Source organism: Allorhizobium sp. DMC15 (assembly GCF_056314065.1).
Genome location: NZ_JBQUZB010000003.1, coordinates 1 through 15667 on the forward strand (window position 1 = coordinate 1; position 15667 = coordinate 15667).

Sequence of the window (15667 nt, forward strand, 5' to 3'; positions counted from 1 at the left end):
GTCACCGGCGTTGAAATGTTCCGCAAGCTGCTCGACCAGGGCCAGGCCGGCGACAACATCGGTGCTCTCGTTCGCGGTGTGAACCGTGACGGCGTTGAGCGTGGTCAGATCCTGTGCAAGCCGGGTTCGGTCAAGCCGCACAAGAAGTTCATGGCTGAAGCCTACATCCTGACGAAGGAAGAAGGCGGCCGTCATACGCCGTTCTTCACCAACTACCGTCCGCAGTTCTACTTCCGCACGACGGACGTGACGGGCATCGTTTCGCTGCCGGAAGGCACGGAAATGGTTATGCCTGGCGACAACGTGACGGTTCAGGTTGAGCTGATCGTTCCGATCGCGATGGAAGAAAAGCTGCGCTTCGCAATCCGCGAAGGCGGCCGCACCGTCGGCGCCGGCATCGTCGCTTCGATCATCGAGTAATCGACTTTGGGAGGCGGCCTCGGGCTTCGGTCCGAGGCCGCTTCGCGTTTTCTGCTGCCTCTGGTGCAAGCCAGTCGTGCAGTTCGGGCAGAGCTCGGCATTTCGGTCGGTTTGACCGATTGACGGGAGGCCGTTTGCGGTGTATGTCGCCGGCCACGATCAGAATCGAGCGGTGATTTGCGCCGCGGATTCTCAGCGCTGCAGTTTTGAAGGCCTGGCAACGGGTCGAGTTCGGCAGGGCTCCTCAGGAATAGAAGAGTGACAGCGGCATCCAGGATGTCGCTGTGATTTTTGAAAATTTGGGGCCGGCCAGTCATGGTAATTCACTGTCTCTGCGTATGCGGGACGCAAGAAAAGAAACAAGGACAAGTCGAATGAACGGCCAGAATATCCGCATCCGCCTCAAGGCGTTTGATCACCGGGTTCTCGATGCCTCCACGCGCGAAATCGTGCAGACGGCAAAGCGCACCGGTGCCAGCGTCCGCGGCCCGGTTCCGCTCCCGACACGCATTGAAAAATTTACCGTCAACCGTTCGCCTCACGTCGACAAGAAGAGCCGCGAACAGTTTGAAATGCGCACGCATAAGCGCCTGCTCGATATCGTTGATCCGACCCCCCAGACCGTGGACGCGCTGATGAAGCTCGACCTGGCTGCCGGTGTCGACGTCGAGATCAAGCTCTAAGAAGGAATTCCGGCGAGAGCCGAAATAACAAGGAAGGTACGTGGCAAGACCTGCCAACGACTTCTCGAAACGGGAAACCCGAAGGTTCGGAAGGGCCGGAGTGGAATCCTTAAACAAAGAGGAAAGGTCAGGATCGCGAGATCCCGTCCGCGACTCTCAAGAGGAATGAACCAATGCGTTCAGGTGTGATTGCACAGAAAGTGGGAATGACCCGCGTCTACAACGACGCCGGCGAACATGTCCCGGTAACAGTTCTGCGTCTCGACAACGTACAGGTCGTGGCTCAGCGGACTGCCGACAAGAACGGCTACGTCGCGCTGCAGCTCGGTGCCGGCACGTCCAAGGTCAAGAACACGTCGAAGGGCCTTCGCGGTCACTTCGCAGCCGCGAGCGTTGAGCCCAAGGCCAAGCTCGTTGAATTCCGCGTCTCCGAAGACAACCTCATCGACGTCGGCTCGCAGCTGACCGCAAGCCATTTTTCGGCTGGCCAGCTCGTCGATGTCACCGGCACCACCATCGGTAAGGGTTTTGCCGGTGCGATGAAGCGCCACAACTTCGGTGGTCTTCGCGCGACCCACGGTGTTTCCGTTTCGCACCGTTCGCACGGTTCGACCGGTTCCAACCAGGATCCGGGCCGTGTCTGGAAGGGCAAGCGCATGGCTGGTCACATGGGCCAGACCCGCGTCACCACCCAGAACCTCGAAGTCGTTTCGACCGATGAAGATCGTGGTCTCATCCTGGTAAAGGGCGCAGTTCCCGGCTCCAAGGGTTCCTGGATCATCGTCCGCGACGCCGTGAAGTCGGCGAAGTAAGGGAGCCAAGCACATGGAATTGAACGTCAAGACCCTCTCGGGCACGGACGCCGGCAAGGTTTCTCTGTCTGACGAAATCTTCGGCCTGGAGCCGCGTGAAGACATCATCGCCCGCATGGTTCGCTACCAGCTGGCCAAGAAGCGTCAGGGCACCCACAAGGCCAAGACCCGCGCTGAAGTCTCGCGCACCGGTGCGAAGATGTACAAGCAGAAGGGCACCGGCCGTGCTCGTCACCATTCGGCTCGCGCCCCGCAGTTCCGCGGCGGTGGTAAGGCTCATGGCCCGGTTGTTCGCAGCCACGCCCATGACCTGCCGAAGAAGGTTCGCGCCCTTGCTCTGCGTCACGCTCTCTCGGCCAAGCTGAAGTCGGAAGACCTGATCATCGTTGACAATCTGGTTGCGGCTGAAGCCAAGACCAAGGCTCTCGTCGGCACCTTCGCGTCGCTCGGCCTCACCAACGCTCTCGTCATCGGCGGTGCCGAAATCGACAGCAACTTCAAGCTCGCTGCCGCAAACATCCCGAACATCGATGTTCTGCCGGTTCAGGGCATCAACGTTTATGACATCCTGCGCCGCGGCAAGCTCGTCCTGTCGAAGGCTGCTGTGGAAGCTCTGGAGGAGCGGTTCAAATGACGGATCTTCGCCACTACGACGTGATCGTGTCTCCGTCGATCACGGAAAAGTCGACCATGGTATCTGAGAACAACCAGGTTGTCTTCAACGTCGCCAAGGGCGCCAGCAAGCCGGAAATCAAGGCTGCTGTCGAGGCTCTCTTTGGCGTCAAGGTCACCGCCGTCAATACGCTGCTCCGCAAGGGCAAGACAAAGCGTTTCCGCGGCTTCATCGGCAAGCAGAAGGACGTCAAGAAGGCGATCGTTACGCTCGCTGAAGGTCAGTCCATCGACGTGTCGACGGGCGTCTGAGGTAGGGAACAAGAACAATGGCATTGAAAAGCTATAATCCGACGACCCCGAGCCAGCGCCAGCTGGTCATCGTCGACCGCTCTGGCCTCTGGAAGGGCAAGCCGGTCAAGGCGCTGACGGAAGGTCTGAACAAGAGCGGTGGTCGTAACAACCTCGGCCGCATCACGGCTCGCTTCATCGGTGGTGGTCACAAGCGCACCTATCGTCTGGTCGACTTCAAGCGTCGTAAGTTCGACGTTGAAGGCACCGTCGAGCGTCTGGAATACGACCCGAACCGCACCGCCTTCATCGCGCTCGTCAGCTATGCCGACGGCGAACAGGCCTACATCCTGGCTCCGCAGCGTCTTGCTGCCGGCGACAAGGTGATCGCTTCCGAGAAGGCTGTCGACGTAAAGCCCGGCAACACCATGCCGCTGCAGTACATCCCGGTCGGCTCCATCATCCACAACGTGGAAATGAAGCCGGGCAAGGGCGGTCAGATCGCCCGCTCTGCAGGCACTTACGTTCAGCTGGTCGGCCGTGATGCCGGCATGGCAATCCTTCGCCTGAACTCGGGTGAACAGCGTCTGGTCCCGGGCTCCTGCCTGGCCACCATCGGCGCCGTTTCCAACCCGGACCACGGCAACATCAATGATGGCAAGGCGGGTCGTACCCGCTGGCGCGGCAAGACCCCGCATAACCGCGGTGTCGTCATGAACCCGGTCGACCACCCCCATGGTGGTGGTGAAGGCCGCACGTCGGGTGGTCGTCACCCGGTTTCCCCGTGGGGTAAGCCCACCAAGGGTAAGCGGACCCGCTCGAACAAGTCGACCGACAAGTTCATCATGCGCTCGCGCCACCTGAAGAAGAAGTAAGAGAGGTAGTCAGAAATGGCTCGTTCAGTATGGAAAGGCCCGTTCGTTGACGGCTATCTTCTCAAGAAGGCTGAGAAGGTTCGTGAAGGCGGCCGCAGTGAAGTGATCAAGATGTGGAGCCGTCGCTCCACCATCCTGCCGCAGTTCGTCGGTCTCACCTTCGGCGTCTACAACGGCAGCAAGCATGTGCCCGTCTCTGTCAACGAAGACATGGTCGGCCACAAGTTCGGTGAATTCGCTCCCACCCGGACCTATTACGGTCACGGTGCGGACAAGAAGGCGAAGAGGAAGTAACGATGGGCAAGGCAAAAGCCGAACGCCGGCTGAAGGACAACGAGGCGCAAGCCATTGCGCGCACGATCCGCGTCAGCCCCCAGAAGCTCAACCTGGTTGCCGCGCTCATCCGCGGCAAGAAGGTCGAGCGCGCTCTCGCTGACCTGGAATTCTCCCGCAAGCGCATTGCCGGCACGGTCAAGAAGACCCTGGAATCGGCAATCGCAAACGCCGAGAACAACCATGACCTCGACGTCGATCAGCTGATCGTCGCCGAAGCCTATGTTGGCAAGTCGATCACCATGAAGCGTTTCCACGCTCGTGGCCGCGGCCGCGCATCGCGCATCGAAAAGCCGTTCTCGCACCTGACGATCGTCGTGCGCGAAGTCGAAGCCAAAGGGGAGGCCGCATAATGGGTCAGAAAATCAATCCGACAGGTTTTCGCCTGGGCATCAACCGCACTTGGGATAGCCGCTGGTTCGCGGACAATGCCGAGTATGGCAAGCTGCTGCACGAAGACCTGAAGATCCGCGCTTACCTGATGGAAGAGCTGAAGCAGGCCGGCATCGCCAAGGTGGTCATCGAGCGTCCGCACAAGAAGTGCCGCGTCACGATCCACTCGGCGCGTCCGGGTCTGATCATCGGCAAGAAGGGTGCGGACATCGAGAAGCTTCGCAAGAAGATCTCGTCGATGACGAACTCGGAAACGCACCTCAACATCGTTGAAGTGCGCAAGCCGGAGGTCGACGCAACGCTCGTTGCCCAGTCGATCACCCAGCAGCTCGAGCGTCGTATCGCGTTCCGTCGCGCCATGAAGCGCGCCGTACAGTCGGCCATGCGTCTGGGTGCCGAAGGCATCAAGATCACCTGCGCCGGTCGTCTCGGCGGTGCCGAAATCGCTCGTACCGAATGGTACCGCGAAGGCCGCGTTCCGCTTCACACCCTGCGCGCCGACATCGACTACGGCACGTCGGAAGCAGAAACCGCCTACGGCATCTGCGGCGTCAAGGTTTGGATCTTCAAGGGCGAAATCCTTGAGCATGATCCGATGGCGTCTGAGCGTCGTGCACTCGAGGGCGATGCCCAGGGTCCGGCAAGCCGTGAACGCGGTGATCGTGGCGACCGTCGCCGCGAGAACGCTTGATTGAACGCTGGCGAAAGATAAGCTCGGAGAAGTAAGAAAATGTTGCAGCCAAAGCGTACAAAGTACCGCAAGCAGTTCAAGGGCCGCATCAAGGGCGTCGCCAAGGGCGGTTTTGATCTGGCATTCGGTGAATTCGGCCTCAAGGCTCTGGAACCGAACCGCGTGAATGCTCGCGAAATCGAAGCAGCCCGTCGTGCGATCACGCGCTACATGAAGCGTGCGGGCCGTGTGTGGATCCGCGTATTCCCTGACGTTCCGGTCACGGCTAAGCCGACCGAAGTTCGTATGGGTAAGGGTAAGGGTTCGGTCGAATACTGGGCATGCAAGGTCAAGCCCGGCCGAATGATGTTCGAGATCGACGGTGTGTCCGAGGAGATCGCTCGCGAAGCGCTTCGTCTGGGCTCGGCCAAGCTCTCGGTCAAGACGCGCTTCGTACAGCGCATTGCAGAGTGAGGATCAAGCCGATGAAAGCCGCAGACGTACGCGCCATGAGCGCCGATCAGCTGAACGACGAGCTTGCCAAGCTGAAGAAGGAGCAGTTCAATCTGCGCTTCCAGAAGGCGACGGGCCAGCTTGAAAAGTCTTCCCGCATCCAGGAAGTTCGTCGTGACATCGCACGCGTGAAAACCATTGCCCGCCAGAAGGCGGCAGAAGCCAAGGCCTAAGGACCAGAAGAATATGCCGAAACGCATTCTGCAGGGCGTAGTTGTCAGCGACAAGAACGACAAGACCGTCGTTGTTCGCGTCGAGCGTCGATTTGCACATCCCTTGCTTCAGAAGACCGTTCGCCGGTCGAAGAAGTACAAGGCCCATGACGAGAACAACCAGTACAAGACCGGTGACGTCGTTTCCATCGAGGAATGCGCACCGATCTCCAAGGACAAGCGCTGGACGGTAATCGCCGCCCAGGCTTAATTTACGGACTTTCTGCGCAAGGGCTTGCACCTTGCGCAGAAATCTGTATGAAGCAGGCCACTGGCTGAGAACGCTCGGAATCGGGCGTTCTTTTTGCTTTGAGCGCACGGAAGGTCCCTTATGGGAAACCACCCTGTATTTATCTTCCCGCGCACTCTCGAAATTTATCATAAGCCCGGATAGGGGGCGTATGCCCAACCGTTCGGGTTACAACAAGAAGGCGACCTGACATGATTCAGATGCAGACTAACCTCGACGTGGCGGATAATTCCGGCGCACGTCGTGTCATGTGCATCAAGGTGCTGGGCGGCTCCAAGCGGAAGTACGCTTCGATCGGCGACATCATCGTCGTTTCGATCAAGGAAGCGATCCCGCGCGGCCGCGTGAAGAAGGGTGACGTGATGAAGGCGGTTGTCGTTCGCACCGCCAAGGACATCCGTCGCGCCGACGGCAGCGTCATTCGATTCGACAACAACGCAGCTGTTCTTATCGACAACAAGAAAGAGCCGATCGGCACCCGTATCTTCGGACCGGTTCCGCGCGAACTCCGCGCCAAGAACCACATGAAGATCATCTCGCTGGCTCCAGAAGTACTGTAAGGGAGCGGGAAGCGATGAATAAGATCCGCAAGGGCGACAACGTCGTCGTACTCACCGGCAAGGACAAGGGCCGCACTGGCGAAGTCCTCCAGGTTCTGCCGAAGGAAGATCGCGCCGTGGTGCGCGGTATCAACATGGTGAAGCGCCATCAGCGTCAGACTCAGACGCAGGAAGCCGGCATCATCAACAAGGAAGCATCCATTCACCTGTCGAACATTGCCATCGTCGGCAAGGACGGCAAGCCGACTCGCGTCGGTTTCTCGGTCGTCGACGGCAAGAAGGTGCGTGTGGCCAAGCGTTCGGGAGATGTCATCGATGGCTGAGGCAAAGTATGAGCCGCGGCTCAAGACCGAGTATGTAACGCGCATTCGTGCAGCGCTGCAGGAGCAGTTCTCGTTCTCCAACGAGATGCAGATCCCGAAGCTCGACAAGATCGTCATCAACATGGGCGTGGGCGAGGCAACTGCCGACTCCAAGAAGCCCACGGTTGCAGCGGCAGACCTCGCAGCGATCGCCGGCCAGAAGCCGGTCATCACGCGCGCCCGTAACTCGATCGCCGGCTTCAAGGTCCGTGAAAACATGCCGATCGGCGCGAAGGTTACCCTGCGCGGCGCCCGCATGTACGAATTCCTGGACCGCCTGATCAATATCGCGCTTCCGCGCGTTCGCGACTTCCGGGGCCTGAACCCGAAAAGCTTTGACGGCCGTGGCAACTTCGCCATGGGCATCAAGGAGCACATTGTGTTCCCTGAGATCAACTACGACAAGGTTGATCAGATGTGGGGCATGGACATCATCGTTTGCACGACGGCAAACACGGACGACGAAGCACGGGCTCTCCTGAAAGAGTTCAACTTCCCGTTCCGCACGTAACCGTAACGACGAGCGTAGAAAAGGAACTTCCATATGGCGAAGACAAGCGCAGTTGAAAAGAACAAGCGCCGCCGCAAGTTGGTCGGTCAGCACGCCGCAAAGCGGGCCGCGCTGAAGGCGATCATCATGAATCAGTCGCTCCCGATTGAAGAGCGGTTCAAGGCAACATTGAAGCTGGCAGATCTGCCGCGCGATGGTTCCAAGACCCGTATCCGCAACCGTTGCGAAGTGACCGGCCGTCCGCGTGCGTTTTATCGCAAGCTCGGCATGTCCCGTATCGCACTCCGCGACCTCGGCAATTCCGGCAAGGTTCCGGGCATTGTCAAGTCGAGCTGGTAAGGAGACGCGCAAATGACGATGACTGATCCGTTGGGCGATATGCTCACCCGCATCCGCAATGGCGCCGCACGCCGCAAGAGCTCGGTCAGCACGCCGGCCTCGAACCTGCGCGCCCGCGTTCTCGATGTTCTGCAGGCCGAAGGTTACATCCGCGGCTACAGCCAGGTCGATTACGGCAATGGCAAGTCCGAGCTCACGATCGAACTGAAGTACTACGAAGGTGCTTCGGTCATTCGCGAAATCGGCCGCGTCTCCAAGCCGGGCCGCCGAGTTTATGTCTCGGTCAAGTCCATCCCGCAGGTCGCGAACGGCCTCGGCATCACCATCCTTTCGACTCCGAAGGGCGTGATGGCCGATCACCAGGCTCGCGAACAGAACGTTGGTGGTGAGGTTCTCTGCTCTGTCTTCTAAGACAGCGCAGGGGAACTCCATAGCGAACAGACAGGATAAAAACTATGTCTCGTATCGGTAAGAAGCCCGTTCCGGTTCCGGCTGGCGTGACCGCCTCTGTCGAAGGCCAGAAGGTCTCTGCAAAGGGCCCGAAGGGTGAACTCTTCTTCGTCGCAAACGACGAAATCTCCGTGAAGCTGGAAGACAACGCTGTTGTCGTTCAGCCGATCAACAACACCAAGGATGCTCGTTCCAAGTGGGGCATGTCCCGCACGATGGTCGAGAACATCTTCAAGGGTGTCAAGGACGGTTACGAGCGCAAGCTCGAAATCAACGGCGTCGGTTACCGTGCCGCCCTGCAGGGCAAGAACCTGCAGCTGGCTCTCGGCTTCAGCCATGACGTCGTATACGAGCCGCCGGTCGGCATCACGATCGCTGTTCCGAAGCCGACCGAAATCGTCGTGTCCGGCATCAACAAGCAGCAGGTCGGCCAGGTTGCCGCCGAGATCCGCGAATATCGCGGTCCGGAGCCCTACAAGGGCAAGGGCGTCAAGTATGCCGAAGAGCGGATCGTCCGCAAAGAAGGCAAGAAGAAGTAAGGATCGCGCGAAATGGCAAGCAGAAAAGAAGCACTTGTTCGCCGTGCGAACCGCGTACGGCGTCAGATCAAGGCGGTGGCAAATGGCCGTCCGCGTCTGTCGGTACATCGCTCTTCGAAGAACATCTACGCTCAGATCATCGACGACGTTGCCGGCAAGACCCTTGCCGCTGCTTCGACGCTCGATGGCGGCCTGAAGGGCGAGCTCAAGACCGGCGCCGACACCGCAGCAGCAGCTGCCGTTGGCAAGCTGGTTGCAGAGCGTGCCGTCAAGGCTGGCGTGAAGGAAGTGGTCTTCGACCGTGGCGCCTTCATCTATCACGGCCGCATCAAGGCCCTGGCAGAAGCTGCCCGCGAAGGCGGTCTGTCCTTCTGATAAAGAATTTCCGCCTGAGCTTGCGTTCGGGCGGATATCCGGCCTATAGAGCCGGCCACACCGGATTCCACCTTGACCCGTCAGGGCAGGGTGGAACTTTGCGTAATCTGCCGATTGCACCCGGAAAAGAAAAAGGAAAAGGACAATGGCACAAGAAAAGCGTGGTTCGCGCGAAGATCGCCAGAACCGTGAAGAACGCGATAGCGAATTTGTCGACAAGCTGGTCGCCATCAACCGCGTCGCCAAGGTAGTCAAGGGTGGCCGTCGCTTCGGCTTCGCCGCCCTCGTCGTCGTCGGCGACCAGAAGGGCCGCGTTGGCTTCGGCCATGGCAAGGCACGTGAGGTGCCGGAAGCCATCCGCAAGGCCACCGAAGCTGCCAAGCGCGAACTGATCTTCGTTCCGCTGCGTGACGGCCGCACCCTGCACCACGACGTCAATGGTCGCCATGGCGCTGGTAAGGTTCTCCTGCGCGCCGCCAAGGCCGGTACCGGTATCATCGCCGGTGGCCCGATGCGCGCCGTGTTCGAGACGCTCGGCATGCACGACGTTGTCGCCAAGTCGACCGGTTCGTCGAACCCGTACAACATGGTTCGCGCCACGTTTGACGCTCTGAAGTCTCAGGTTCATCCGAAGGACATCGCTGCTCAGCGTGGTCTGAAGTATGCAACCCTCCAGGCTCGCCGCGCTGCCTCTGGCAACGCTGCTGACGAATAAGAGGAGTCGGATCCATGGCTAAGGCTACGAAGAAGACTGAAGCAAAGACGATCACGATCGAGCAGATCGGTTCGCCCATTCGCCGTCCGGCAATCCAGCGTGCAACGCTGGTGGGTCTGGGCCTCAACAAGATGCACCGGGTCCGCACCCTGGAAGATACGCCTTCCGTTCGTGGCATGATCCGTGCTGTCCAGCATCTCGTTCGCGTCGTCGACGAGAAGTGAGACGGGGGAAGTCATCATGAAACTGAATGAAATCAAAGACAACGAAGGCGCTTCCAAGGACCGTATCCGCGTAGGTCGCGGTATTGGTTCCGGCAAGGGCAAGACCGGTGGTCGTGGTGTGAAGGGTCAGAAGGCTCGTTCGGGCGTCGCCATCAACGGCTTCGAAGGCGGCCAGATGCCGATCTATCGTCGCCTGCCGAAGCGCGGCTTCACCAACATCTTCGCATCGGAATACGTCACCGTTTCGCTCGGCCGTATCCAGACCGCGATCGATGCTGGCAAGCTCGACGCCAAGTCGACGATCGATGCAGCGGCTCTCAAGGCAGCCGGCGTCATCCGTCGTCCGAAGGACGGCGTTCGCATCCTCGCCGACGGCGAGCTGAAGGCGAAGATCTCGGTCGAAGTTGCCGGCGCCTCCAAGGCCGCCGTCGAGAAGATCGAAAAGGCCGGCGGTTCGGCCAAGCTGCTCGAAGCAGCCAAGGAAGCCGCTGAATAAGTGACAGACAATCGCCCGGGGTGCTTCACACCGGGCGATTTTGCTCCCATATGTGAGCCTCACGATCCCAGGACGGAATGGACGTCGTTTCGTCTTCCGGGTCATCTGGAAAACAAGGGTGTGAGGCATGCGGTTGCTCGCCAACTTCTCCCCGCGCCCTGTTTTCTTAAAAAACAGTTTGAACGAACAGCCTACGGCAGCGAAAGTCGCGTCGATCTAGGTTTGCGGAGAATTTTATGGCTTCTGCAGCGGAACAACTGGCCTCGAACCTCAACTTCTCGACTTTCGCCAAGGCGGAAGATCTGAAGAAGCGCCTGTGGTTCACTCTGGCCGCATTGCTGGTCTATCGCCTCGGCACGCATATTCCGCTGCCCGGCCTCAATCCCGAAGCTTATGCCCAGGCCTTCCAGGGCCAGTCGGGCGGCATTCTCGGCCTTTTCAACATGTTTGCGGGCGGCGCTGTCCAGCGCATGGCGATCTTCGCGCTCGGCATCATGCCCTATATCTCCGCCTCGATCATCGTTCAGCTCATGACCTCGGTCGTGCCCGCTCTGGAGCAGCTGAAGAAAGAGGGCGAACAGGGTCGCAAGATCATCAACCAGTACACCCGCTACGGCACCGTTCTGCTCGGCGCGCTGCAGGCCTATGGCATTGCAGTGGGCCTCGAGTCCGGCCAGGGTATCGTGGTTGACCCAGGCATCTTCTTCAAGGTGTCGACCGTTCTGACGCTGCTCGGTGGCACCATGTTCCTGATGTGGCTCGGTGAGCAGATCACCTCGCGCGGCATCGGCAACGGCATTTCTCTGATCATCTTCGCCGGCATCGCCGCTGGCCTGCCGACCGCCATTGCCCACACGCTCGAACTCGGCCGCACCGGCGCGCTCTCGACCTTCCTGATCTTTGCGGTCATCATCGTCGCCATCGGCGTCATCGCGCTGATCGTCTTCGTCGAACGAGCCCAGCGCCGCCTTCTGATCCAGTATCCGAAGCGTCAGGTCGGCAACCGCATGTTCCAGGGCGACACCTCGCACCTGCCGCTGAAGCTCAACACTTCGGGCGTCATCCCGGCGATCTTCGCATCTTCGCTGCTGCTGCTGCCCGCAACTGCCGCAGGTTTTGCCGGCACGTCGCAGATGCCGGCCTGGGCGACCACGATCATTGCCTCCCTCAGCCACGGCCAGCCGGTCTACATGCTGATGTACGGCGCCCTGATCGCCTTCTTCGCCTTCTTCTACACCGCGATCGTCTTCAACCCGAAGGACACGGCCGACAATCTGAAGAAGCATGGCGGCTTCATCCCGGGCATCCGCCCCGGCGACCGCACGGCCGAATACATCGACTACGTGCTGACCCGCATCACGGTCATCGGCGCGATCTATCTGGTCTTCGTCTGCATTCTTCCCGAAATCCTCATCGCACGCACCGGCATCCCATTAGCCCTTGGTGGTACGTCGCTTTTGATTGTTGTCAGCGTCACCCTTGATACTGTAGCACAGATTCAGGGACATCTGATCGCCCAGCAATATGAAGGCCTGATCAAGAAGTCGAAGCTGCGTGGAGGAAAGAGGGGACGATGAGACTGATTCTGTTAGGACCGCCGGGCGCGGGGAAGGGGACCCAGGCCCAGCGGATCGTGGAGAAGCACGGCATCCCGCAGCTCTCCACAGGTGACATGCTTCGTGCCGCGGTTGCCGCCGGCACGGAGGTTGGCAAGCGCGCCAAGGCCGTCATGGACGCCGGCAAGCTCGTTTCCGACGAGATCGTCATCGCCATCGTTTCCGAGCGCATCGATGCGCCCGACTGCGCCAATGGCTTCATCCTCGATGGTTTCCCGCGCACGCTCGTTCAGGCGGACGCCACCGAAGCCATGCTGTCCGGCAAGAATCTCGACCTGTCGGCCGTGATCGAGATCCGCGTCGACGACGAGATCCTCGCCGACCGAATCGCCGGCCGCTACACCTGCGCCAATTGCGGCGCCGGTTATCACGACGAAAACCTGAAGCCGAAGGTGGAGGGCGTCTGCGACAAGTGCGGTTCCACCCACTTCAAGCGTCGTCCGGACGACAATCGCGAAACGGTACGCACCCGCCTTCAGGCCTACTACAAGGAAACCTCGCCGCTGATCGGCTATTACCACGCCAAGGGTAAGCTGCATTCGGTCGACGGCATGGGTGAGATCGATGCCGTCACCGGCGAGATCGAGGCCATCCTCGCCGGGCTCTGAACCCGGCGGATTCCAAGAATCTTCGCGGGGCCGGTTGCTTTTGGTGACCGATTCCGTTAAAGACCGCGCCAACTCGCGACATGACTGCGATCGGCGCGTTCTTCCAAAACGCTGGGAGACCGGGTTCGATCGTTTTGGTTTGTCGAGAACCCGATTTGTAATTGCGGTCCATCTGGGCCGTGTAACGAGACACCACTTGCCGGATGGCAACTGGAAGCAAGGAGAATAGGCGTGGCACGTATCGCTGGCGTCAACATCCCGACTGCGAAGCGCGTTGTTATCGCGCTGACCTATATTCACGGGATCGGCCCGAAGTTCGCACAGGAAATCATGGAGAAGGTCGGTCTTCCGGCTGACAAGCGCGTTCACCAGCTGACCGACGCTGAAGTTCTCCAGATCCGCGAAACCATCGACCGCGATTACCAGGTCGAAGGTGACCTGCGTCGCGAAACCGCGATGAACATCAAGCGTCTGATGGACCTCGGCTGCTACCGTGGCCTGCGCCATCGTCGTGGTCTGCCGGTTCGCGGTCAGCGCACGCACACCAACGCCCGCACCCGCAAGGGTCCGGCGAAGGCGATCGCTGGTAAGAAGAAGTAATTTTTCGTGGCATTGGGAAAAGGCAGTGGGCAGCAGGGTGACCTGGTGCCCACTGCCTTCATCCTGTTGCCCCGATTGGTGTAGCCGCTGGCATTACGGCGGTGCTTAGATCAACTGAAAGGAAGACCATGGCCAAGGAAGCCGCACGCGTCCGCCGTCGCGAACGCAAGAATATCTCGTCGGGCGTTGCCCACGTCAACTCGACCTTCAACAACACGATGATCACCATCACCGACGCACAGGGCAACGCCATTGCCTGGTCGTCTGCTGGTGCCAAGGGCTTCAAGGGTTCGCGTAAGTCGACCCCGTTTGCTGCCCAGATCGCTGCTGAAGACTGCGCCAAGAAGGCCCAGGAACACGGCATGAAGTCTCTGGAAGTGGAAGTCTGCGGTCCGGGTTCGGGTCGTGAATCCGCTCTGCGCGCCCTTCAGGCTGCCGGCTTCATGATCACGTCCATCCGCGACGTGACCCCGATCCCGCACAATGGCTGCCGTCCGCGCAAGAAGCGTCGCGTCTGATCATCCTTCGTCTTGCCGGGCGGGCGTTTCGCCTTCCCGGTGCTTCTCATATTCGGCCGTCACGATTGAATGGTGATGGCGAACGGAAGGTAAAATCATGATTCAGAAGAATTGGCAGGAACTGATCAAGCCGAACAAGGTGGAATTCTCCTCCTCCGGCCGCACCAAGGCGACCCTCGTCGCCGAGCCGCTCGAGCGTGGTTTCGGCCTGACGCTCGGCAACGCTCTGCGTCGCGTTCTCCTGTCGTCGCTTCGTGGTGCAGCTGTTACGGCTGTCCAGATCGACGGCGTTCTGCACGAGTTCTCGTCTATCCCGGGCGTTCGCGAAGATGTCACCGACATCGTCCTGAACATCAAGGAAATCGCCATCAAGATGGACGGCGACGATGCCAAGCGCATGGTTGTCCGTAAGCAGGGTCCGGGCGTCGTCACCGCTGGTGACATCCAGACCGTCGGCGACATCGAGATCCTGAACCCGAACCATGTGATCTGCACGCTCGACGAGGGCGCAGAAATCCGCATGGAGTTCACGGTCAACAACGGCAAGGGTTACGTCCCGGCCGAGCGCAACCGCGCGGAAGATGCTCCGATCGGCCTGATCCCGGTCGACAGCCTCTACTCGCCGGTCAAGAAGGTGTCCTACAAGGTGGAAAACACCCGCGAAGGACAGGTTCTCGACTATGACAAGCTGCTGATGACCATTGAAACCGATGGTTCGGTCACCGGTGAAGATGCAGTTGCTTTCGCAGCCCGCATTCTCCAGGACCAGCTCGGCGTCTTCGTCAACTTCGACGAGCCGCAGAAGGAAGTCGAAGAAGAGTCGGTTACCGAACTCGCCTTCAACCCGGCTCTGCTCAAGAAGGTCGACGAACTGGAGCTTTCGGTCCGTTCGGCGAACTGCCTGAAGAACGACAACATTGTCTACATCGGCGATCTGATTCAGAAGACCGAAGCAGAAATGCTGCGCACGCCGAACTTCGGTCGCAAGTCGCTCAACGAAATCAAGGAAGTTCTCGCTTCCATGGGCCTGCACCTCGGTATGGAAGTACCGGCATGGCCGCCCGAGAACATCGAAGATCTCGCGAAGCGTTACGAAGACCAGTATTAATAACAGTGAAGGCAGCCTCTAAGCCTGCCTTTCCCCGTCAAACTGCGGGCGAATGCCCGTATGTGTCAGGAAACGGCAGCCTCTGAGACAGAGCCTGCACTTAAAGGAGAATAGCAATGCGCCACCAGAAAGCCGGCCGCAAGCTGAACCGTACCGCCAGCCATCGTAAGGCGATGTTCGCCAACATGGCTGCTTCGCTCATCACCCATGAGCAGATCGTCACCACCCTGCCGAAGGCGAAGGACCTGCGTCCGATCGTCGAGAAGCTGGTCACCCTCGGCAAGCGCGGCGACCTGCACGCTCGTCGTCAGGCCATCTCGCAGATCCAGGATCAGGATGCCGTCAAGAAGCTCTTCGACGCCATCGCGACCCGTTACGCCACCCGCAACGGCGGCTACCTGCGCATCATGAAGGCCGGTTTCCGCCAGGGCGACAACGCCGCTATGGCCGTCATCGAGTTCGTTGAACGCGATGTCGACGCCAAGGGCGCAGCCGACAAGGCCCGCGTCGCCGCTGAAGCCGAAGCTGAAGCAGCGTAAGTTTCTTGCCCGCAAGGGAAGGATGAAAAAGCCGGGTGAGCGA

28 protein-coding genes are annotated in these 15667 nt (G+C 59.8%); all 28 read left to right on the forward strand.

Annotated elements, in window-relative coordinates; translation table 11 throughout:
- Positions 1-420 (forward strand): EF-Tu C-terminal domain-related protein (locus ACT53S_RS14160; protein WP_476067492.1); only part of this gene is annotated, 420 nt, incomplete at its 5' end.
- Positions 421-794: 374 nt separating this feature from the next.
- Entirely contained in the window at positions 795-1103 is a 309-nt protein-coding gene (gene rpsJ / locus ACT53S_RS14165; protein WP_009109911.1) for a 30S ribosomal protein S10, read from the forward strand.
- A 173-nt stretch (positions 1104-1276) separates the two neighbouring features.
- Positions 1277-1915: a 50S ribosomal protein L3 gene (gene rplC / locus ACT53S_RS14170; RefSeq protein ID WP_113378251.1), complete on the forward strand. Its 639-nt coding sequence runs from the start codon at positions 1277-1279 to the stop codon at positions 1913-1915.
- 13 nt (positions 1916-1928) lie between these two features.
- The gene (gene rplD / locus ACT53S_RS14175) at positions 1929-2549 is read left to right on the forward strand and encodes a 50S ribosomal protein L4 (protein WP_113378250.1); all 621 of its coding nucleotides are present in this window, start codon (positions 1929-1931) and stop codon (positions 2547-2549) included.
- Complete coding sequence (locus ACT53S_RS14180) at positions 2546-2839, forward strand: 50S ribosomal protein L23 (protein WP_062282880.1); 294 nt, start codon at positions 2546-2548, stop codon at positions 2837-2839. Before rplD ends, ACT53S_RS14180 begins: the two co-directional genes overlap by 4 nt.
- Before the next feature lie 17 nt (positions 2840-2856).
- Positions 2857-3693, forward strand: coding sequence for a 50S ribosomal protein L2 (rplB, locus tag ACT53S_RS14185; RefSeq protein ID WP_113378249.1), 837 nt, complete (start codon positions 2857-2859; stop codon positions 3691-3693).
- Positions 3694-3708: 15 nt separating this feature from the next.
- A complete protein-coding gene (gene rpsS, locus ACT53S_RS14190) occupies positions 3709-3987 on the forward strand; it encodes a 30S ribosomal protein S19 (protein ID WP_062282885.1) in 279 nt (92 codons plus the stop codon).
- Between the two features lie 2 nt (positions 3988-3989).
- On the forward strand, positions 3990-4379 hold the full coding sequence (gene rplV, locus ACT53S_RS14195) for a 50S ribosomal protein L22 (protein ID WP_062282888.1): 390 nt from the start codon (positions 3990-3992) through the stop codon (positions 4377-4379).
- Positions 4379-5110, forward strand: coding sequence for a 30S ribosomal protein S3 (gene rpsC / locus ACT53S_RS14200; protein WP_113378248.1), 732 nt, complete (start codon positions 4379-4381; stop codon positions 5108-5110). The genes rplV and rpsC overlap by 1 nt, the downstream gene beginning before the upstream one ends.
- Before the next feature lie 39 nt (positions 5111-5149).
- On the forward strand, positions 5150-5563 hold the full coding sequence (gene rplP, locus ACT53S_RS14205; protein WP_015915745.1) for a 50S ribosomal protein L16: 414 nt from the start codon (positions 5150-5152) through the stop codon (positions 5561-5563).
- A gap of 11 nt (positions 5564-5574) precedes the next feature.
- Positions 5575-5775, forward strand: coding sequence for a 50S ribosomal protein L29 (gene rpmC / locus ACT53S_RS14210; RefSeq protein ID WP_028735898.1), 201 nt, complete (start codon positions 5575-5577; stop codon positions 5773-5775).
- A gap of 13 nt (positions 5776-5788) precedes the next feature.
- Entirely contained in the window at positions 5789-6025 is a 237-nt protein-coding gene (gene rpsQ, locus ACT53S_RS14215) for a 30S ribosomal protein S17 (RefSeq protein WP_113378247.1), read from the forward strand.
- Positions 6026-6255: 230 nt separating this feature from the next.
- Positions 6256-6624 (forward strand): 50S ribosomal protein L14, encoded by a 369-nt coding sequence (gene rplN, locus ACT53S_RS14220; protein ID WP_006728677.1) that lies wholly within the window; start codon positions 6256-6258, stop codon positions 6622-6624.
- 14 nt (positions 6625-6638) lie between these two features.
- The gene (gene rplX / locus ACT53S_RS14225; RefSeq protein ID WP_113378246.1) at positions 6639-6947 is read left to right on the forward strand and encodes a 50S ribosomal protein L24; all 309 of its coding nucleotides are present in this window, start codon (positions 6639-6641) and stop codon (positions 6945-6947) included.
- Positions 6940-7497, forward strand: a complete 558-nt coding sequence (rplE, locus tag ACT53S_RS14230; protein ID WP_113378245.1) for a 50S ribosomal protein L5 — start codon at positions 6940-6942, stop codon at positions 7495-7497. Before rplX ends, rplE begins: the two co-directional genes overlap by 8 nt.
- Positions 7498-7530: 33 nt before the next feature.
- Positions 7531-7836, forward strand: coding sequence for a 30S ribosomal protein S14 (gene rpsN, locus ACT53S_RS14235; RefSeq protein WP_113378244.1), 306 nt, complete (start codon positions 7531-7533; stop codon positions 7834-7836).
- 12 nt (positions 7837-7848) lie between these two features.
- Positions 7849-8247: a 30S ribosomal protein S8 gene (gene rpsH, locus ACT53S_RS14240; RefSeq protein WP_113378243.1), complete on the forward strand. Its 399-nt coding sequence runs from the start codon at positions 7849-7851 to the stop codon at positions 8245-8247.
- A gap of 44 nt (positions 8248-8291) precedes the next feature.
- The gene (rplF, locus tag ACT53S_RS14245; protein WP_113378242.1) at positions 8292-8825 is read left to right on the forward strand and encodes a 50S ribosomal protein L6; all 534 of its coding nucleotides are present in this window, start codon (positions 8292-8294) and stop codon (positions 8823-8825) included.
- Between the two features lie 12 nt (positions 8826-8837).
- Positions 8838-9200, forward strand: a complete 363-nt coding sequence (rplR, locus tag ACT53S_RS14250) for a 50S ribosomal protein L18 (RefSeq protein ID WP_113378241.1) — start codon at positions 8838-8840, stop codon at positions 9198-9200.
- 145 nt (positions 9201-9345) lie between these two features.
- Positions 9346-9915 carry a 30S ribosomal protein S5 gene (gene rpsE / locus ACT53S_RS14255; RefSeq protein ID WP_113378240.1) on the forward strand — a complete coding sequence of 190 codons (570 nt, stop codon included), beginning with the start codon at positions 9346-9348 and terminating at the stop codon, positions 9913-9915.
- Between the two features lie 14 nt (positions 9916-9929).
- Positions 9930-10139, forward strand: coding sequence for a 50S ribosomal protein L30 (rpmD, locus tag ACT53S_RS14260; protein ID WP_113378239.1), 210 nt, complete (start codon positions 9930-9932; stop codon positions 10137-10139).
- A gap of 16 nt (positions 10140-10155) precedes the next feature.
- Positions 10156-10635: a 50S ribosomal protein L15 gene (gene rplO, locus ACT53S_RS14265; RefSeq protein WP_113378238.1), complete on the forward strand. Its 480-nt coding sequence runs from the start codon at positions 10156-10158 to the stop codon at positions 10633-10635.
- Positions 10636-10871: 236 nt separating this feature from the next.
- Complete coding sequence (gene secY / locus ACT53S_RS14270; protein ID WP_113378237.1) at positions 10872-12212, forward strand: preprotein translocase subunit SecY; 1341 nt, start codon at positions 10872-10874, stop codon at positions 12210-12212.
- Positions 12209-12859 carry an adenylate kinase gene (locus ACT53S_RS14275; RefSeq protein ID WP_476067493.1) on the forward strand — a complete coding sequence of 217 codons (651 nt, stop codon included), beginning with the start codon at positions 12209-12211 and terminating at the stop codon, positions 12857-12859. Before secY ends, ACT53S_RS14275 begins: the two co-directional genes overlap by 4 nt.
- Positions 12860-13090: 231 nt before the next feature.
- Complete coding sequence (gene rpsM / locus ACT53S_RS14280; protein ID WP_113378235.1) at positions 13091-13459, forward strand: 30S ribosomal protein S13; 369 nt, start codon at positions 13091-13093, stop codon at positions 13457-13459.
- Positions 13460-13587: 128 nt separating this feature from the next.
- The gene (gene rpsK / locus ACT53S_RS14285; protein WP_112641742.1) at positions 13588-13977 is read left to right on the forward strand and encodes a 30S ribosomal protein S11; all 390 of its coding nucleotides are present in this window, start codon (positions 13588-13590) and stop codon (positions 13975-13977) included.
- A 97-nt stretch (positions 13978-14074) separates the two neighbouring features.
- A complete protein-coding gene (locus tag ACT53S_RS14290) occupies positions 14075-15085 on the forward strand; it encodes a DNA-directed RNA polymerase subunit alpha (protein WP_062282933.1) in 1011 nt (336 codons plus the stop codon).
- 116 nt (positions 15086-15201) lie between these two features.
- A complete protein-coding gene (gene rplQ, locus ACT53S_RS14295; protein WP_113378234.1) occupies positions 15202-15624 on the forward strand; it encodes a 50S ribosomal protein L17 in 423 nt (140 codons plus the stop codon).
- Positions 15625-15667 lie beyond the last annotated feature (43 nt).

What these genes read in the sequence shown, in the direction of transcription:
- rplP (WP_015915745.1), top strand. Translation starts at nt 5,150, where the DNA reads ATGTTGCAGCCAAAGCGTACAAAGTACCGCAAGCAGTTCAAGGGCCGC.
- rpsC (WP_113378248.1), top strand. Translation starts at nt 4,379, where the DNA reads ATGGGTCAGAAAATCAATCCGACAGGTTTTCGCCTGGGCATCAACCGC.
- rpsS (WP_062282885.1), top strand. Translation starts at nt 3,709, where the DNA reads ATGGCTCGTTCAGTATGGAAAGGCCCGTTCGTTGACGGCTATCTTCTC.
- rpsK (WP_112641742.1), top strand. Translation starts at nt 13,588, where the DNA reads ATGGCCAAGGAAGCCGCACGCGTCCGCCGTCGCGAACGCAAGAATATC.
- rplD (WP_113378250.1), top strand. Translation starts at nt 1,929, where the DNA reads ATGGAATTGAACGTCAAGACCCTCTCGGGCACGGACGCCGGCAAGGTT.
- rplV (WP_062282888.1), top strand. Translation starts at nt 3,990, where the DNA reads ATGGGCAAGGCAAAAGCCGAACGCCGGCTGAAGGACAACGAGGCGCAA.
- rplR (WP_113378241.1), top strand. Translation starts at nt 8,838, where the DNA reads ATGGCAAGCAGAAAAGAAGCACTTGTTCGCCGTGCGAACCGCGTACGG.
- rplO (WP_113378238.1), top strand. Translation starts at nt 10,156, where the DNA reads ATGAAACTGAATGAAATCAAAGACAACGAAGGCGCTTCCAAGGACCGT.
- rpmD (WP_113378239.1), top strand. Translation starts at nt 9,930, where the DNA reads ATGGCTAAGGCTACGAAGAAGACTGAAGCAAAGACGATCACGATCGAG.
- rplB (WP_113378249.1), top strand. Translation starts at nt 2,857, where the DNA reads ATGGCATTGAAAAGCTATAATCCGACGACCCCGAGCCAGCGCCAGCTG.
- rplF (WP_113378242.1), top strand. Translation starts at nt 8,292, where the DNA reads ATGTCTCGTATCGGTAAGAAGCCCGTTCCGGTTCCGGCTGGCGTGACC.
- rpsE (WP_113378240.1), top strand. Translation starts at nt 9,346, where the DNA reads ATGGCACAAGAAAAGCGTGGTTCGCGCGAAGATCGCCAGAACCGTGAA.
- rpsJ (WP_009109911.1), top strand. Translation starts at nt 795, where the DNA reads ATGAACGGCCAGAATATCCGCATCCGCCTCAAGGCGTTTGATCACCGG.
- ACT53S_RS14275 (WP_476067493.1), top strand. Translation starts at nt 12,209, where the DNA reads ATGAGACTGATTCTGTTAGGACCGCCGGGCGCGGGGAAGGGGACCCAG.
- rplN (WP_006728677.1), top strand. Translation starts at nt 6,256, where the DNA reads ATGATTCAGATGCAGACTAACCTCGACGTGGCGGATAATTCCGGCGCA.
- rpmC (WP_028735898.1), top strand. Translation starts at nt 5,575, where the DNA reads ATGAAAGCCGCAGACGTACGCGCCATGAGCGCCGATCAGCTGAACGAC.
- rpsH (WP_113378243.1), top strand. Translation starts at nt 7,849, where the DNA reads ATGACGATGACTGATCCGTTGGGCGATATGCTCACCCGCATCCGCAAT.
- ACT53S_RS14290 (WP_062282933.1), top strand. Translation starts at nt 14,075, where the DNA reads ATGATTCAGAAGAATTGGCAGGAACTGATCAAGCCGAACAAGGTGGAA.
- secY (WP_113378237.1), top strand. Translation starts at nt 10,872, where the DNA reads ATGGCTTCTGCAGCGGAACAACTGGCCTCGAACCTCAACTTCTCGACT.
- rpsQ (WP_113378247.1), top strand. Translation starts at nt 5,789, where the DNA reads ATGCCGAAACGCATTCTGCAGGGCGTAGTTGTCAGCGACAAGAACGAC.
- rpsN (WP_113378244.1), top strand. Translation starts at nt 7,531, where the DNA reads ATGGCGAAGACAAGCGCAGTTGAAAAGAACAAGCGCCGCCGCAAGTTG.
- rplE (WP_113378245.1), top strand. Translation starts at nt 6,940, where the DNA reads ATGGCTGAGGCAAAGTATGAGCCGCGGCTCAAGACCGAGTATGTAACG.
- rplX (WP_113378246.1), top strand. Translation starts at nt 6,639, where the DNA reads ATGAATAAGATCCGCAAGGGCGACAACGTCGTCGTACTCACCGGCAAG.
- rplQ (WP_113378234.1), top strand. Translation starts at nt 15,202, where the DNA reads ATGCGCCACCAGAAAGCCGGCCGCAAGCTGAACCGTACCGCCAGCCAT.
- ACT53S_RS14180 (WP_062282880.1), top strand. Translation starts at nt 2,546, where the DNA reads ATGACGGATCTTCGCCACTACGACGTGATCGTGTCTCCGTCGATCACG.
- rplC (WP_113378251.1), top strand. Translation starts at nt 1,277, where the DNA reads ATGCGTTCAGGTGTGATTGCACAGAAAGTGGGAATGACCCGCGTCTAC.